Origin of the sequence: Pseudomonas frederiksbergensis (assembly GCF_003732275.1) — a bacterium.
In the GTDB taxonomy this organism is placed as follows: Bacteria; Pseudomonadota; Gammaproteobacteria; order Pseudomonadales; family Pseudomonadaceae; genus Aquipseudomonas; species Aquipseudomonas frederiksbergensis_H.
On the sequence record NZ_MOBM01000012.1, the window covers coordinates 477,942 to 494,375 of the forward strand.

13 protein-coding genes are annotated in these 16,434 nt (G+C 57.1%); 9 read left to right on the top strand and 4 right to left on the bottom strand.

Annotation, left to right across the window (positions count from 1 at the left end):
- Positions 1-148: 148 nt before the first annotated feature.
- From BK662_RS10265 to BK662_RS10305, 9 genes are all read left to right on the top strand, one after another.
- Entirely contained in the window at positions 149-874 is a 726-nt protein-coding gene (locus BK662_RS10265) for an RDD family protein (RefSeq protein WP_123357950.1), read from the top strand.
- Complete coding sequence (locus tag BK662_RS10270; RefSeq protein ID WP_123358133.1) at positions 871-1,848, top strand: stage II sporulation protein M; 978 nt, start codon at positions 871-873, stop codon at positions 1,846-1,848. Before BK662_RS10265 ends, BK662_RS10270 begins: the two co-directional genes overlap by 4 nt.
- Positions 1,835-3,379, top strand: coding sequence for a DUF4129 domain-containing protein (locus BK662_RS10275; RefSeq protein WP_123357951.1), 1,545 nt, complete (start codon positions 1,835-1,837; stop codon positions 3,377-3,379). Before BK662_RS10270 ends, BK662_RS10275 begins: the two co-directional genes overlap by 14 nt.
- Complete coding sequence (locus tag BK662_RS10280; protein ID WP_123357952.1) at positions 3,376-4,539, top strand: DUF4350 domain-containing protein; 1,164 nt, start codon at positions 3,376-3,378, stop codon at positions 4,537-4,539. Before BK662_RS10275 ends, BK662_RS10280 begins: the two co-directional genes overlap by 4 nt.
- A gap of 144 nt (positions 4,540-4,683) precedes the next feature.
- Positions 4,684-5,832, top strand: a complete 1,149-nt coding sequence (locus BK662_RS10285) for a tyrosine-type recombinase/integrase (protein WP_123357953.1) — start codon at positions 4,684-4,686, stop codon at positions 5,830-5,832.
- Complete coding sequence (locus tag BK662_RS10290; protein WP_123357954.1) at positions 5,832-7,511, top strand: hypothetical protein; 1,680 nt, start codon at positions 5,832-5,834, stop codon at positions 7,509-7,511. Before BK662_RS10285 ends, BK662_RS10290 begins: the two co-directional genes overlap by 1 nt.
- Positions 7,508-9,397, top strand: a complete 1,890-nt coding sequence (locus tag BK662_RS10295) for a site-specific integrase (protein ID WP_123357955.1) — start codon at positions 7,508-7,510, stop codon at positions 9,395-9,397. Before BK662_RS10290 ends, BK662_RS10295 begins: the two co-directional genes overlap by 4 nt.
- Positions 9,394-9,822, top strand: a complete 429-nt coding sequence (locus BK662_RS10300) for a TetR/AcrR family transcriptional regulator (protein ID WP_123357956.1) — start codon at positions 9,394-9,396, stop codon at positions 9,820-9,822. The genes BK662_RS10295 and BK662_RS10300 overlap by 4 nt, the downstream gene beginning before the upstream one ends.
- A 63-nt stretch (positions 9,823-9,885) precedes the next feature.
- Entirely contained in the window at positions 9,886-10,473 is a 588-nt protein-coding gene (locus BK662_RS10305; RefSeq protein WP_185047101.1) for a DUF6088 family protein, read from the top strand.
- A gap of 197 nt (positions 10,474-10,670) precedes the next feature.
- On the opposite strand, the gene BK662_RS10310 is transcribed toward BK662_RS10305, so the two are convergent.
- From BK662_RS10310 to BK662_RS34755, 4 genes are all read right to left on the bottom strand, one after another.
- Positions 10,671-14,666, bottom strand: coding sequence for an ATP-binding protein (locus tag BK662_RS10310; protein WP_123357957.1), 3,996 nt, complete (start codon positions 14,664-14,666; stop codon positions 10,671-10,673).
- A gap of 230 nt (positions 14,667-14,896) precedes the next feature.
- Positions 14,897-15,262, bottom strand: a complete 366-nt coding sequence (locus BK662_RS34625) for a hypothetical protein (protein WP_148057924.1) — start codon at positions 15,260-15,262, stop codon at positions 14,897-14,899.
- Positions 15,263-15,577: 315 nt separating this feature from the next.
- On the bottom strand, positions 15,578-16,087 hold the full coding sequence (locus BK662_RS10315) for a hypothetical protein (RefSeq protein WP_185047102.1): 510 nt from the start codon (positions 16,085-16,087) through the stop codon (positions 15,578-15,580).
- On the bottom strand, positions 16,065-16,364 hold the full coding sequence (locus BK662_RS34755) for a hypothetical protein (RefSeq protein ID WP_185047103.1): 300 nt from the start codon (positions 16,362-16,364) through the stop codon (positions 16,065-16,067). The genes BK662_RS10315 and BK662_RS34755 overlap by 23 nt, the downstream gene beginning before the upstream one ends.
- Between the last annotated feature and the right edge of the window lie 70 nt (positions 16,365-16,434).

Sequence of the window (16,434 nt, forward strand, 5' to 3'; positions counted from 1 at the left end):
CGGCGAAGTCTAGGCGCACATATGGCGCCCCGACCAGCAATCTTGTTATTCAATCATCTCTGACTACTTACCGTGCAATACATAGTTATGTCGTTTTTCCCCAAGAGGCTGCTAGCATCCGACAGACCAGGCCACATCAAGGTTGCCCATGCTCGAAACCACAGCACTGCCAGGGAAAGCGACGCTGTCCTGGCCACTGGACACGCGGTATCACGTCGAAACGCCCGAAGGCATCGACTTGCCGTTGCGCCCGGCCGGGTTGATGGTACGTGCGCTGGCGTTCGCCATCGACCTGGGCCTGCGTGGGGTGATGCTGGGCCTGCTGTTTATTATGTTGGCGTTTCTCGGAAAACTCGGCGCCGGGCTGGGCTCGATCCTGCTGTTCGTGGTGAGCTGGTGGTACATGGTGCTGTTCGAGGTGCTCAATCAGGGCCGCTCGCCGGGCAAGCAATGGATGGGGTTGCGCGTAGTGCATGACGATGGCACGCCGATCGGCTGGTCTGCGTCCTTGCTGCGCAACCTGCTGCGATTTGTCGACATGTTGCCATTCGGTTATTTTCTGGGGGCGATCAGTTGCCTGCAACATCCCACCTTCAAACGCCTCGGCGACCTGGCCGCCGGTACGCTGGTGATCTACCGCGAACAACCGCTCACCCGACCGCAACTGCCTGATGTCCCGCCGCGGCGCGCTGCCTTCGCGCTGACGCTGACCGAGCAACGCGCCATCCTCGGGTTTGCCGAACGCCAGGGTGAACTCTCCGAGGCGCGGGCCAACGAGCTCGCCTCGATACTCGCGCAACCGTTGCAGGTATCGAAGCCACAGGCGAGGGCCGAACTCAACGGCATCGCCCGTGGCCTGTTGGGCCCCACATGAAGCAAAGCCTATTCGAGAGTCGCCACAGCGCCGAATGGGAGCAGTTTGCACTCATGCTTGAACGGCTGGAACGTGGCAAGGACGCCTCTGGAGTCGCCAGTTTTCCCAGCGATTATCGACGACTCTGCCAACACCTGGCCCTGGCTCAGGAACGCGGTTACAGCAGTTTCCTGATCGATTCATTGCAGCAACAGGTCCTGCGCGGGCATCAACAGCTTTATCGGCATCGCAGTCGACTGGGTGCCAACATACTGAGTTTCATCCTCGCCGATTTCCCGCGACTGGTGCGTGAGCAGTGGCGTTTCGTCCTTGCCGCCAGCCTGATGTTTTTTGGCAGCCTGATCGGCTTCGCGCTGTTGGTGTATCTGTTCCCGGACCTGATATACAACCTGATCCCGGCCGAGCAGGTCAGTGAGATGCAAAGCATGTACGACCCCCTCGCCGGTCATCTGGGACGTTCGGCCGAACGGGCGGCCAGTGAAAACTGGGTGATGTTCGGTTACTACATCATGCACAACATCGGCATCGCCTTTCAGACCTTCGCCAGCGGTTTGCTGTTTGGCCTGGGCAGCGCGTTTTTCCTGTTCTTCAACGGGTTGATGATCGGTGCGGTGGCCGGGCACCTGACGCACATCGGCTACGGGCAAACCTTCTGGTCGTTCGTGATCGGTCATGGTGCCTTCGAACTGAGTGCCATCGCCCTGGCCGGTGCGGCAGGCCTGCAACTGGGCTGGGCCTTGATCGCGCCGGGGCGTTTGCCCCGCGCCGAAGCCCTGCAACTGGCGGCGCGCAAAAGCGTGTTGCTGATTTGCGGGGTCATGCTGTTTCTGCTGATTGCGGCGTTTATCGAAGCTTACTGGTCGTCGCGGACCGGGTTCGCGCCGCTGACCAAATACCTGGTCGGCGCGGCGCTCTGGTGCTTGATGGTGACTTATCTACTGTTTGCCGGACGGACTCGCCATGCGCCTGAGTGATGCCAGTGTGGTGATCCGCCCGCGCACGACCTGGGAAGCCATGGACCTGGGGGTGCTGCTGAGCCAGCGCCATCGACGCTTGCTGATGACCAGTTGGGCCATCGTGACCTTGCCGATCTTCGCCCTGCTCACCCTGATGCTGTGGGATTCACCCTCCCTCGCCGTGTTCCTGTTCTGGTGGCTCAAACCAGCGTTCGATCGGCTGCCGTTGTACATCCTGTCCAAAGCCATGTTCGGCGAAACCCCCACACTGAAACAGGCCCTGCACCAATGGCCGCGTCTGCTCAGGTCACAATTACTCGCCAGCCTGACCTGGCGCCGCCTGAGCCTGAGCCGCAGTTTTCTGATGCCGGTGGTGCAACTCGAAGGGTTGGGGGGCGAAGCACGCCAACAACGTTTGCGCGTGTTGCAGCAACGCAACGCGGGCGCCGCCCAGTGGCTGACAATCATCGGCGTGCATCTGGAAACCGCGCTGTGGATCGGCTTGATGGTGCTGTTCTACATGCTCTTGCCGCAACAGGTCGAACTCGACTGGGGCTGGCAGACCTTGATTACCGCTGCCACACAAGACTGGCGCTGGCTGGAACACCTGACCAATACCTTTTACGTTCTGGTGCTGATTGTCTGGGAACCGATCTATGTGGCCTGCGGTTTCAGCCTTTATCTGAACCGGCGCACGCGGCTGGAGGCCTGGGACATCGAGCTGGTGTTTCGCCGATTGCGTCAACGCTTGGCCAGCACGGTCGTCACGCTGCTGCTCGCCGCGATCCTGCAAGTGCCGACGGCGCAAAGCGTCTGGGCCGCCGAACCGGTCATTTCACCGGACTCTGCGCGTCTGCTGGACCAGCCACTGACCAGCCAGGCGTCCCGGGACAGCATCAAGGCCATCCTCGATCAACCCCCCTTCAAGAATAAGGAAACAGTAACGCGCTATCGCTTTGGCGAAGACAAACTCGCCTCCGACACTGCGGACAATGGTCAAACGCCCGCCTGGCTGAAGGCCCTGTTCAGCTTGCTGGATAGCCAACGCTTTGGCGTATTGGCCAGCCTGATCGAAGTGTTGCTGTGGGGCACAGTGATCGGCGCCATTGGGCTGTTGATCTGGCGTTACCGCGACTGGCTGCAGGCCTTCGTCAGCCGTCGACCCACGTTAAATCGCAAGGTCACGTGGCCGTTACCGCAGCAGGCGTTCGGCCTGGACCTCAACCGCGAAACCCTGCCCGCCGACATCGCCGCCAGCGCCGAAAGCCTCTGGCAGACCAATCCCCGTGAAGCCCTCGGATTGCTCTATCGTGCCCTGCTCAGCCACTTGCTGCATGACTTCAACATGGCGCTCAAACCCGCCGATACCGAAGGCGAAGTGCTTCAGCGCGTTGAGCAACTGCAACAACCTGCCTTGCTGGCTTTCAGCAAAAATCTCACCGGGCATTGGCAAAACATGGCGTATGGGCATCGATTGCCACCGGCGCATTTGCAGCAGGAGCTCTGTGACGGCTGGCGCGCGTTGTTCGGCCCGGGAGCGGTCCGTTGAACCGGCGCTTGTGGCTTTCAGTCGGTGCGTTCATCGCCGTGTTGTTGGGCGCGCTGAGTGTTTACCTGTATTTCAAGGCCATACCCTATCCAGCAGAAATCGATCACGGCCCATCCCCCGAAGCCCAAGCCAACCCTTATCTGGCGGCCGAGCATTTTCTGCGCAAACAGGGCCTGACCGTCAGCCACGCCAACAGCCTCGACATCCTGCCGACCCTCGAGCCTCATCAGCGCAGTTTGTTGTTGCTCGGCGATCGGTCGAACATGTCGCCACGACAGGTGAATCAGGTGTTGAACTGGACCCGGGCCGGTGGACGTCTTTTATTCGTCGCCGAAGCCTTGTGGGATGAGAAGACCGGTCAGAGCAATGACCTGCTGCTCGACCGTGTGCAGTTGCACCAGTCCCTGAGCAAAGACCTCAAGGAACCGCCACCCGATCCTGTCGACGATCCCTATCCCAAACTGACCAAGCTCTACCTGGAAAACGAAGAAGCGCCGGCCTACTTCAGCTTCGATACCGCATTCCACCTCGACGACCCGAAAAACCTCGCCCAGGCCTGGGCCAACAGCGGCAAGGCCACGCACATGATGCAACTGACTCACGGGCTCGGTTCGATCACCGTGGTCACCGACGCCGACCTCTGGAAAACCCCGGCCATCGACCAGTACGACAACGCCTGGCTGCTGTGGTACCTGACGGCCGACACCGACGTGACCCTGCTGTTCAATACCGATCACGACAGCTTGCTGACCTTGCTGTGGCGCTACTTTCCACAAGCCCTGGTGGCCCTGATCGCCTTGATCGTTTTCGGGTTCTGGCACGTTGGCGTGCGTAACGGCCCGCTGCTGCAACCGGCTCCGAGAGCTCGCCGCCAGCTTCAGGAACACCTGCGCGCCACTGCTGACTTCATGCTCCGTCACAACGGTCAGCACAGCCTGTTGCATGCCTTGCAACAAGATATCCTGCGGCGTGTCCGTCACCGTCACCCCGGTTTTGAACAACTCGGCGTTGCCGAACAATGGCTGGTGCTCGCACGCCTGACTGGCCAACCCACACGCGCCATCAGCCAGGCCATGAGCCCGCGACCGAAGCAGCGGTTGCCCAGCGCTGAATTCAGCCGTCAGGTCGCCCACCTGCAAACCTTGAGGAACGCCTTATGATCCGGTACTTGGAAAGCGTTAGATAGCTGTGTTATTAGAAACAGACACTTAGAAGCTCAGGCGCTTTAGGGTCGATCTAATGCCCTCAAACTGGTCAGAACAGACAAAGTGATTGGGTTTCTGATTAGTACAAGAGGACGGCAGATGGAACTTGTGTGGGCTACTGAGGATTTAGTGATCGCTGGGCAACCCTATCCGGGGTTCCCTATTCTGCTTTGGGAGTCAATGGAGAGTTGCGTCCCGGCCAATCAGTTTTTTCGTCACTACCTGCTTCGTGGAGCCATTGGCTCTAGGCAGTCCTGGCCCAGTACCGGGCGCGCTCTGTACGATTTCTTCAGTTTCATCCAAGCGCATGAACTGGACTGGTGCGACGTGGATCGTGGCGAGGCCAAGAGCCTTGTAGCGGCCTATCGGGACTACTGCAAGGAGGCGTGCGAGCTGGCACCGAATACCACTCGCCAGCGCCTGACTTACATCTGCAAATTCTACGAGTACGCCATGAAGGAAGGTTGGGTGAAACGCCTGCCTTTCGCCTATGAAGAACGTACCGTGAGGCGTGAAACAGGCTTCCTTGCGCACGTCGATGCCAGTGGCGGCAAAGCCATGGCAAACGATGTGATGCCGCGAAGCCATAAGGCCCTGCCCAAGTTCCTGAGCATGGCCGAGATCAAGTCGCTGCTGGCCACAGCGGATAATCCCCACCACCAGATAATAATGCGCCTGGCGCTGCATACGGGTCTGCGCCGCGAGGAAATCGCCACTTTCCCGCTGGCCTATGTTTTCGACCCGGACAAGGCTGGACGCACCGAACGCAACCTCCGCATTCCGCTCGATCCGTTCGACGGCAGCGGCATGGTGACCAAGCGCAGCAAGCCGCGATATATTTACGTCAGCCGCAAATTCATGGCTGAACTCTATCGCTATGTGACGAAGGTGCGCGGCGAGCGCGCCTCGCTAAGCAAGACCCCACAAAAGGCGCTGCTCCTTAACCAGTCCGGGGAACCCTATAGTGACGGCGGCAAAAGCCTCAACCGAATCATCAGCGAAACCGGTAAACGGGCCGGAATCAAAGTACATACGCACATGCTTCGGCATACCTATGCCACCCAGACCCTAGTCAGCCTTCAGCGCAACCCTGCGAACGGACTGGATCCCCTTGTGTTCCTTCAGCGGCAACTTGGCCACAGTTCAATTCAGACGACCATGGTGTACCTGCACCTGGTCAACGATATGGCCGACGCGGCAGTGCTGGCCTATGACGATGAGTTGAACGCGCTGGCGGGGGCCGCCTGATGGGCAAGCGCAAAGTTTTTACTAAGACCGACCTCAGCGTCCCGCAAGTCGAGCACAGCCACGACATGGCAGGCAATGTGGTAATTTTGCCCGAAGCCATCCCTCCGAATAACACCATGGTCAAGTTTGGACGGAACGCTTCCAACAGCCGTAGCTTCGACTTTGCCCGCTGGTACGGCACTAGCATCAATGCCATCACCTATGCCTGCCAGCGCCAAATTGAACGCTTCCTCGCCGGTCAGGAAGGTGCCGTCATGGGCAGCACAGTGGCTAACTACTGCTTGAATGGACTGCGCAATTTTCTCGACTACTGCATGCTGCGGGCAACGGCTTTTGGCCGTGACTTGGCCCTGGCCGATGTGAACCGGGACCTGATCGACGGCTATCTTGGCCATCTTGCCGGGCTGGGCGTGGCAACTATCGGTCAGAAAAGTTTATACATGAGTACCAAACCCGTGCTACTCGCTTTGGGGCGGCGTGGGCTGATCCCCTTGCTCGCCTACGGCGATGCGGCCACCTTCCCGCACAATCCGTTCCCGCACAGCAATCGCAAGACCAAGGGCGAGACGGCGCTGTCCAAGCGCGAGCGGCAAGCGTTCACGGTGGCGCTGCGGCAGGCAATCAAGCCGATCTGGGCCGACAACGCGCCTGTAACAGGCGAACTGCTTGTCTTCGCCCTGCTGGTCGTAGCGCTGCACACCGGTCGCAATACCACGCCACTGCTGGAAATGGGCCGTGACTGTCTGCGCCCGCACCCCAAGGAAAACATCGTGTTCATGGTGCTGTGGAAACGGCGCGGGTATAACTCCAGCAAGGTGGCTCTGCGCGCCGGGTCGGACGCCGAGCGCCTTCTAGAGTCCACGCCGAGCGTGAGAACCAATGTGGCGAGCCTGATCCGCCGCGTGATGGCCCTGACCGAGCCCTTAGATGCAGAGGCTCCGGACGACCTCAAGGGTCGCGTATGGCTGTATCGCACTCGCGACCCCAAGAGTGTCGGTCAAGTCACGACGCTGAGTGCACAAACGTTGGCTCAGGCGAGAAACCGCCTTGTAGCTGAGTATGGCCTGACCGACAGCGATGGAAGGCCGCTGCGAATCAACATCTCGCGCCTGCGCAAAACCTTTGCCAACCGCATCTTCGAGCTGACCGACGGTGATCTCGCGACTACCGCCGCAGCCCTTGGCAATACCCCTCAGGTAACCGACCAAAACTATTTGGGGCCCGACGAGAATGCCCGTCGCAACTGGCAGTTCATGGGCGTGGTACTGGTTCAGGAGTTGCTGACTCGGACCATCGGTGCAACCTACAGGGACACCCCCATGGGCCGATGCGCCGACCCGGTGAACGGCCAGTACGCCCCGAAGCGCGAGGGCGCGACCTGCATGAACTTCATGAACTGCCTGCGCTGCAAGCACTACGCGGTGACCGCCGAGGATCTGTACAAGCTTTTCAGCTTCTACTTCCGCGTACTGGCCGAGCGCTCGCGTATGGACAAGCGGCGCTGGGCCCGGGAGTACGCCCACATCCCCCGCTTGGTCGACCACTACATCGTTGCCGAGGGACTGCGGCGCGGCACCTTCAAGGCCGAAGCCGTGGAGGCGGCGCGTGAGCGCGCCCGCGCCCTGCCGCACCCGTTCTGGACGGTTGAATTGATCAACACCCTTGAGGTATTTGCATGAGCGACAACACCTTGGCGGCGCTACCCTGGGCACCCCTTGCTGCCCAGCCGGGCGATGTACGTGAGCTCTCCGAATCCGAACGCGACGCCCTGATCATCAGCGCTACTCAGGTCGATGGGCAGTGGGTCATCCTCAGCCACTACGGCGACGACACCTGGCAACTCGACGGCTTCCCCAGCAATGTGCCGGCCAGCAAGAAACGGCTCGACTTCGGCACCGTGCCACCGGCGTTTCGGGCGGTGATGAAGGCAATGCTTTACCGCTACCTACGGCGCGGGCGTCGCGGGATGAATCGGCCTAAAGGCGCCGTGCTGCAAGGATGTTTCTTAACTGCAAAGCCATTTCTGCGCCACCTGGAAGCGCTCAAGCTCGACCACTTGGGTGCGGCGACACCCCTAATCTGCGCGACCTATGTAGCCACCTGCAAGGCGCACCGCCAGACCAGCCGATCCAAGGGCAAGCCACTGTCGCCGCGTGGGCTGCAATGCCGTTTCAGCGCCGTCGAAGCGCTCCATGAACTGAGCCAGTATACCGACGACAGGATGCCGCAGCCCCCTTGGCCCGAGACTTCCGCGATGGCAATGGCGGGGCTTACAGGCCGCGGCGCTCAGAGCGGCAAGACGCCGCTGATCCCCGATGATGTTTTCTGCGCCCTGTTCGAGCGCGCCTACCAGCAGGTTGAGCGCGGCCAGCAACTGCTTGACCTGCGCGAGGCGCTGGATGCCCTCGCGGGGCAGCGTAGGGGGCAGAGTCGTAGGTCTGTCATTGCGGCCAAGAACCACCACCTGGGCGCCCGTGGTTGGGAGGGCGGTCTGAGGGCATTCAACAAGGCGCTGATCGACCTGCGCACGGCCTGCTACATCTTCCTCGCCAGCACCTCCGGCTGTCGCAACCACGAGCTGGCCAACGTGCAGTCGGGCTCGCACCACCGTAGCCAGGACGATGAAGGCACCGTCTTCCACTGGATGCGCTCACGGTCGGACAAGACCGATGCCGGTATCCATGACTGGATGATCCCCGAGGCCGCCGTGCGAACCCTGCGTCTGATGGAACGCTGGGTCGCACCCTATCAGGCAAGGATTGCCGCCGAAATCGTGCAGCGCCGCCGCGCCAGCCCGCATGATCCGCAGATCGTCGAGGCGCACAAGCACCGCCATGCTCTCTTTCTCGGCGTAGATTCGAAAGCGGACAACCAGGTGCGCACACTTACCAACACGTCTTGGGATCTTAACCTCAAGACTTTTGCCAAGGATTGCGGACTGAGCTGGAATCTCGCCAGCCACCAGTTCCGCCGCAAGTTCGCCAACTACGCCGCGCACAGCCGCTTTGGTGACCTGCGCTACCTCAAGGAGCATTACGCGCACTGGTCACTGGACATGACCTTGGGTTACGCCTTGGACGACAGCTGGGGACAGCATCTGGACCTTGAGCTGTACGCCGATATTCAGGCGGAGTTGGAAGATATAAAATTCGGCGTCGTCGATAACTGGCTGGGTGACGAACCCCTGGCCGGCGGCTTTGGCCGCACGCTCAAGCAGTGGCAGCGGGAGCCGCAGAATCTGCTGATCTTCAAGGATCACGCCTCAATGCTGAAGTCCATTGCCGAGAGCACCGCGATTCGCAGTAACGGCCATGCCTGGTGCACGGCGGACAATGACGGTTGCGTCGGCAATACCCTTGAGCGCACTCGCTGCGGAAACTGCAACAATGCTGTAATCGGGCCACGCCACGCGGTCATCTACCAGCGACTCTACGATGATTTGAAAGGGCTGCTGCACTGTACGGACATTGGCGAGGGCGGTCGCCAACGCGTTGAGCGCGACCTGAATCGCTGCCGTGACGTACTGGCCCAGCTGGGAATGGACCCGGAGATTTTAATCGCATGAAGCGCAATAAAAATACAATCAACTACAAGCCAGCGGAGCATCGAGAGAAGGATCTGAAGCTCGCTCTCTACCGCATCCAGAAGGGTCGCTCCAAAACCGGGGAAACCAAGGTTACCATCGCCGCAGTAGCCCGCGAGGCAGGCGTATCGACGGCGCTGATCCACAACCACTACCCAAACTTTGCCGAGGTTATCCGTGAGGCTCAAGGGCGCTCCAGTCGCGCCATGCGTGATGTGAAACACCAAGACTTGGTTGCCGAACGGAAGAAGTCCGCAGCCTACCGTCAGGAGATCGAGGAATTGAGGGCTAAAGTCGCCAGTCTCGCATCCATCAACGAGGTGCTATTGGACGAGACCCGTGTTCTCAAGGCTAAGATGAACGACCGTAAGGTGGTGGATCTGGCTTCAAGGAAGCCGAATGGATAGGTCAATTTCGCAAAGTGCGCACTTTCCGGGAACCCCAACTGTTTCATAGACATGGAACCCTCAATGTCTGTCGCTAAGTCAATCGCCAAACGAATCCAACACATGCCTTTGGGGCGTCCTTTTCTGGGTAGGCTTGTCGCGCAATCTGGCAGTCGCGCTTCGGCAAACAAAGCGCTCTCTAGACTTGTTCAGGCCGGCGCCCTTGAACGTGTGGTTCGTGGTATCTACATGCGGCCTAAGGCGAGTAAGTACTTTGGCAAGGTACATGCTAGCCCTCTGGCTGTGATGAGATTGATGACTAAGGCAAACGGAGAGACGGTTCAAATACACGGGGCTGAAGCTGTTCGTTTGATGGGACTGAGTACACAGATGCAGGTGTTGCCCATTTTCTACACCACCGGGACGACGCGCAAAATCCGTGTTGGGAGTGCCATCTTTCGTTTACAACACGCATCAAAGGATCGCTTTCAGCACGTAAATACCAAGGTAGGAGTAGCTCTTACGGCTCTGCACTACATCGGCAAAAAAGCTTTGTCTTCCGAGGTAGCGTCACATATCCAAAAAACGCTTAGCAAAGACGAATTCAAAACACTCCAGGCTTGCCAAATGCCAAACTGGATGAGAACCGCGTTGAATCTTGTGAGTATTTGAAGTGTGGCATATGGCTCACGCCATTGCTTGGGGGGACCTCTCTGCAGTTTGTTGCATCGACCGGTTGAATCCACAACCCAAAGCCGTCGATTGTCAGAGGGTGCTGCGCCGATAGACAAAAGGTGAGCGCAGACCACGCGTTCACCTCTCGCTGCTGGGCCTACATCTGCAGACCAGGCTCCGGATCTCGCGCCCGATTAATTAACGGAGTCGATAATACCCCGCAACACCCCGCGGACTCGCCACACGTCCATTAAATGCGGCAAGCCAGAGGATTGCTCGGGACCACAATAAACCGCGATCGCGTCGCCGAATGTACCGACGCTTTCGAAGATTCGTAGATCTCCGCTGACCGTCATGCCGACCCGCTTCAAGTACTCACTTTTTTGCCCATCCTTCTCGGCCACGAACGCCACAAGCTCACCACGTAAACTTTCCAGATCTTCCGACTTAGAAAATTTGTGGGATTCCAACAATACCCAGTCGTGATGACGTATTAATGGGTAGCCGCTGTGGTCGACAATTCTGGCAGCGGCGAGTGGGGCCCCTAATATCGCGCTGCCACCAAGAACTCGAGCCTCATCCCCACCTACAGCCGTGACCGAATCGTAAAGCACCCCAACAATCGGCATGAGACGGACCTTATTCCTTGGCAACACTAAAGCTGGCGCGACTCTTTCGCTGACAGATTGCTCACATGCAAGCGTAAGCTTGCTGATATCCGCTTTATCCGAGTGATATCGGCGAGCAAATATTTTTTCGTTGTACAGAGCAACAACAGGTTCACCGCACTTAGTGGTGCGGTTGAGAGAGACAATCAAAACTTGCCCCTTTCTTGCGAAAGCCCCCAAAGAATCCCCTTGGACAACATAAAGAGCTATCTCCCCCAGACAGTCCAGCGAGAAAGTAGCCGCAGGCTCATGCAATGACGCGATGTGAGCCTGTGTCTGCGCGCTAAAGTCCCCCAATACATGGTATTTCTGGTGCTGACACTCAGACAGTGCGGTCGGCGCCTGCGGGACCGTTGCAAAAAAAATGTCTTCATCGTCACGAGTCAGCCGCCCCATAAACCTTGCATAAGCTGCAGCACAACTCCGGATCAAACGATCCACCTCCAAGAACCCTTCTTCGACCACCCCAGCGTCGTAAGGCGTAATCTTCCGAAGGTCGTGGTGCGCCTGGTTTATTGCGGTGTAAAAGTGCGTCCCGGATTTCAAGAGGTTGCAACTCAGTAGCTTTTCAAATGGAGTCTCTTGGAACGGCGATTCTCCTCCGGTACGCGCAGCCGCAAGGTGGCCAATGAGATCTGCGAGGGTCGGTTTGTAAATAAGCATCGGGTCGGCTGCAAGCAAATCCCAAAGTCGGTTCTCAATGTGCAACCGGACTCGCTCCACAAACTCTTGGCTTACTGTGACATCATCGGGATCAGTGGCCCATGCTTCACGACGTTCTTTCACTTCATCAATCGTCGGGGTCAACGCAATCGTCGATCTAGACAAAGACAATGGGCTGATCTGTAGCATGGTCCACGATGGCTGCCCAGATGAGCTTTTCGGCAATTTGTCCTTAACTCCTGCAATAAAACGATTGTCGTTGGAGGTGATAACTATCGCCATCCCGGCGCGCACCAGTGCCGGAACTGCAGCCGCGAGATGTTCGGTGTTTATAGGATCGAAGAAGGTTTGAGGATCATCGAGCTGTAGGATCTCCAATGCCCCGGTACGCTCACGGATACGCTCCCACAGACTAAATACGAACGCCCACACGCAGGCTCTGAGGTGTGAAGAGTTCATGATTTGGTGCGCTTGCACACGCACGGGACCCAGCCCTGCGTAGAGACCTATCCCCTGCGCGCGGGAAGGATCCAGCCCAACGTAACGAGGTCCTCCATTGTAATGAGGACGGTAAATCAAGTTTAGCCAAGTAGTCGTGCGGGCATCCAACGTGTGGATGAGGCCTTGAACTTGGTGTTCGACCAATTCCGGCAGCCGGGTTAGCTGCTGAACGGCTGCAGCGGAGCGCTTGATGAGTCTAAGTCGCTGACTCGCCGCTACCCAGCGCTTACGAGCCGCCTCGATCACGTCAATTTGACGGGTTAGACCAACGAGAGGCTCTGCGGCAGTGATAGCTTGAGTCAGCGCTTGCAGCTGATGCCGAATTGGGAGCTTCACCAACTCAATCGCTTCGTCTAGCTGTTCTCCCCGAGAGAATGGCCCCACCCCTAAATAGCTCATCAGCAGTGGCTGAATAACGCCATCCACGGCCAAGCGTTGAGCACTCAACGTCAAGGCGTATTGCAAATTGGCAAAGCGACTAGCGAGCACACCGCCGACAAGCTCCATGGGCAACTCAATTTGCTCTGGAAGCTCTATGGTTGAAAGCGGTAGCTTCGCCACAAGGCTATCCCACAGGCCCCGTGCACTTATTCGAAGAGGGCGAAGGTCGGTTGCGAAACACTGATCTTTGAGTGCTTCACTGACATAGGCAGTTTTGCAGAGATCAAGAATGCTGTTCCGGCTTCTGTGATCAACGAAAACCTTCAGGCTTTCTGGCAGAGACTCGTTTAGATCGCTCGCAGCTGCTTGCTGCCATTCAGCGAGGGATTTACTGGCATCATTGTGCGCTTTGAGTCCTAGCTGCAACGCGGCTGCAACGTCGGAATCCAACAGAGCGTCAGCAGGCACTTCAGCTAAATCTGTTCCGCAGACGGGGCAGTCCGTAATCGGTTGGTCGGGGGCTTGTCGACGATGCCATTGCGCAACCATGGTATAGAGCTGGTGACGTGCCGCTTGTTGTTTGTTGTGTTGTCGCTTGACATGAGCGTCAGCTCGCTCCGCAAGTTCATTCAGCTTGGCAAGAAGAACCTCTTTGTCTGCTTCGGTGATGTCCTTAACTTGCTGAATGATGCGGAGAGAGGGCAGCCCCTTTAGGGCAGCAGTGCTCAGGTGCTCACGCGCTGAAGTAAGCTGATTGAGCAATTCCTGGCTACGCTCCGAGGTTTCCACCGAAGCGGCGTTCCCAAGGATCGTGGCAACATCCACCAGCCCCGTTGTCTGGTGTTGAACAAGCCTGTCCCGAACACTTGCAATCGCACTGCTGCAATTCTGTTCCGCGCTTACTTTATCGGGAGTAAGTAGCTCCGGCTCAGATCCAAGCGTCTCGCTCTCAGCACGCCACGCTTCAAGGAATGAGTTTTTAGCGTCTATGAACTGACTACGAGCGTTGTCTTTGGCATCTGTAGCAGAGTCAGTTTCGTCCTTCTCCAGTCGCCGGACAAGACGCGGCAATCGCAGCCCCAAATCCTGTAATGGCCGTAACCCTGTAAGTTGAGCTATTGCTTCGGCAAAGGTCGTCTTATCATCAAAACGCATACTAGCAGCGATTGCAGGCATGAGAGTACCGGCTTCGATTGCCCACTGCGGTAACCCTAAAGCTTCTAACCCAGTGGAAATCTCAGACACGGCCCCCCTGTCATTTCGCTTCAGCTCTCGCCTCACAGTCGCAACATTCCCATGCTGGTCTTTTAGGTCCAGCTCTACCCACGTGTCGCAGGCGGGGCGATCATCTAAAAGCGACAGATCAACTGCTGAAGGCAAGGGGACGATTGCAGGCAGGGTGAAGCTGCTCTCGCTATCACGATCAGTTGAGATGACGTCGACCGAGATTGGAATGTGGACCGGCGACGGCATATGTTGTGAACGGTGAGCTTTACCGGTCAGGCACCACATGATTGCACTCTGCAGAGCGGACTTCCCCGCCCCGTTGAACCCCCAAATGCAAGTTACGTCACGACCAAGTCGAAACGTGAAAATTTCAGGGGCTTTTCCTGCAGCATCGCAATGACGATGTAGCCCTGCAAAACGATGAGCACGGAACTCTTGGATACGCCAGCGAGGGCGAGAGGTGCTCGATTTCAAGAGCTGACCGCAAGCCTGGTACGCCTTCGGCTTAGCGATTGCATCAAGTAACTGCTCGACCTCCGCACCAACTACTTGTTTTGCCTGCACCCAGAGTTCTTTCCGACCAGCATAAAAGCCTAATGCCATGCGAGCATCTTCGTGATCCAAAACGAAAGAGCCAGCGCCTTGGGACAGATTGATCGGTTGACAGTTGCACAAGGCATCGATGATTTGATCCAAAGTGCAGCTTTCTAAATCCAGTGCTTCAGCTTGTGTCGCGGGACCGGCTTGCATGAGTTCATTCCTTGGCATCATAAACCAGTAGAGGCTATGACTCTGAAAGTGAGCACGACCCGCTGGCTGACTGACGGCCTTGCTGAAGGTACTCCCCGTACCAAGTAATTATGCTCGTTCACAACATAAATTTTTGAGAAGACTTTCGCCAGGGAAATTAGGTGTGCAAGCGGAACGTGGGGTGGGGTTGGCGTGACCAAGCCTACGTCCTGATTGTGCTGGAATTGGCATTAGCCGTAATGAATTTTCGGGGGTTCAAGAAGAACCTGGGCATGCGCCAGGCTGGCGGTGAGGATGCACAGCAGCATTAAATTTGTAACAGACACAGCGGCGCACCTTGCTGCTGTCGGAGGGAAAGGATAATAGCCTCGAGCCCGGCTTTCGCTGACGCGGATCCAGTATTCAATCACTACAGAACCCGTCTCGCTAAGCAGCGTGCCACTGTCCGAAATGGGTCGTTCTCTGCCGGTCTTCACTGTGGGAATACTGGTAAATTCCGATGCAATCGGGTGGTTCGGTGGCTGCATTTCGTATCTGGGCGCGTAGAGCTTTAGGATTAAGTAAAGAATTTTTGTCCTTGTGGGTGTTTTATGCATTTAGAGGAAAGATTCCTTTCCCTTAAAGCTGATATTTAAGTACAAAGTGGAGAAGCAATGCGACGCATCAACCAGAGCGCGATGAGCCGCGTCGTCATTTAGTTTCTCGGTATCACGAGTAGTCGGAGTCGACCCAAAGCTGATGGTGGCGACAGGAAGAAATCGGCCAGAAGCGGCAGGTCGACAACAGTGCAGGTGCCGCATTGTTCTGAGTATTGGTGGAGACGCGGCCACACACCGCGAGACCAGATAGAAGCGTTTCGACCTCAACATCCACCCAGTGCGTAGGATACAAATAATTTCAGACCCACTTGCTCACTCGAAGCTTCTGAAAAGCTCCATTGCCTCATCATCGGAAAGTCCCCGCATGAACAGTTCATAGCTTTTCATTTCCTCTGCCGTAGGAACGGTGAAGTCTGGAATCGCCCGAATTCCATCAGCAATGTCCCTGCGAGAAATATTTCCCTGAATAATCATGCCGCTATTCATCTGATACTCCAGCGAGCCGCATTCCCGGTTCATGTACCCCACAGCACCACCTACCATCATCGCGCTAGGACGCTTCCTGACCTCATGCTTGGCGAGGGCGACACGTAGGGTCTCCAGCCTAATGAAAAGGAAATTGATACGCGCCAGATCGTCCTCCAGCGCCTTCACAAGCGAGGGGTCATCAATCAGAGCCTGAACCTCATCCGCCCTTTGTAGAGCTGTGTAGTTGATATATCCCCGGTCGCGTTTGAGGTCTTTGAGCTTTAGATGAAGTCCTGAATTCTTAGCAGTTTTGACGTAGCCTTTGGCTTTCTCACCACGTTCGCATGACCTCATAAGCGCTGAAAATCCACATCTGCGACTGAGCGGCAAGGAAGACCGAATCATAGGGGTTGGAGGTTTCGTTGAATTTCGCGCGGAGGTAGTCGTACTCCAAATCCATCACGAATTCATCGACGATGGTCAGGTTCATCGACTGACTGACGAGGTTCATATCCGTGTTGAACAATTTCAGCGATTTCAGAGACTCACCCAATGCGTATTGGGGAATCTGACCTGGGTGGAGATAGGAAGGCACATAATCCCTGTCATGGCCGTAGTCATCGTCAATCATGAGCGCCCTCCCCCCGTGTGGGATTTTATTATTCAGTTGATCCGCAATCAGTTTTTAACTCATCAAGGAT

Coding starts and splice junctions, on each gene's coding strand:
- BK662_RS10285 (WP_123357953.1), top strand. CDS start 4,684: ATGGAACTTGTGTGGGCTACTGAGGATTTAGTGATCGCTGGGCAACCC.
- BK662_RS10300 (WP_123357956.1), top strand. CDS start 9,394: ATGAAGCGCAATAAAAATACAATCAACTACAAGCCAGCGGAGCATCGA.
- BK662_RS10275 (WP_123357951.1), top strand. CDS start 1,835: ATGCGCCTGAGTGATGCCAGTGTGGTGATCCGCCCGCGCACGACCTGG.
- BK662_RS34755 (WP_185047103.1), bottom strand. CDS start 16,364: ATGATTGACGATGACTACGGCCATGACAGGGATTATGTGCCTTCCTAT.
- BK662_RS10310 (WP_123357957.1), bottom strand. CDS start 14,666: ATGCAAGCCGGTCCCGCGACACAAGCTGAAGCACTGGATTTAGAAAGC.
- BK662_RS34625 (WP_148057924.1), bottom strand. CDS start 15,262: ATGCATAAAACACCCACAAGGACAAAAATTCTTTACTTAATCCTAAAG.
- BK662_RS10270 (WP_123358133.1), top strand. CDS start 871: ATGAAGCAAAGCCTATTCGAGAGTCGCCACAGCGCCGAATGGGAGCAG.
- BK662_RS10315 (WP_185047102.1), bottom strand. CDS start 16,087: ATGAGGTCATGCGAACGTGGTGAGAAAGCCAAAGGCTACGTCAAAACT.
- BK662_RS10265 (WP_123357950.1), top strand. CDS start 149: ATGCTCGAAACCACAGCACTGCCAGGGAAAGCGACGCTGTCCTGGCCA.
- BK662_RS10295 (WP_123357955.1), top strand. CDS start 7,508: ATGAGCGACAACACCTTGGCGGCGCTACCCTGGGCACCCCTTGCTGCC.
- BK662_RS10305 (WP_185047101.1), top strand. CDS start 9,886: ATGTCTGTCGCTAAGTCAATCGCCAAACGAATCCAACACATGCCTTTG.
- BK662_RS10290 (WP_123357954.1), top strand. CDS start 5,832: ATGGGCAAGCGCAAAGTTTTTACTAAGACCGACCTCAGCGTCCCGCAA.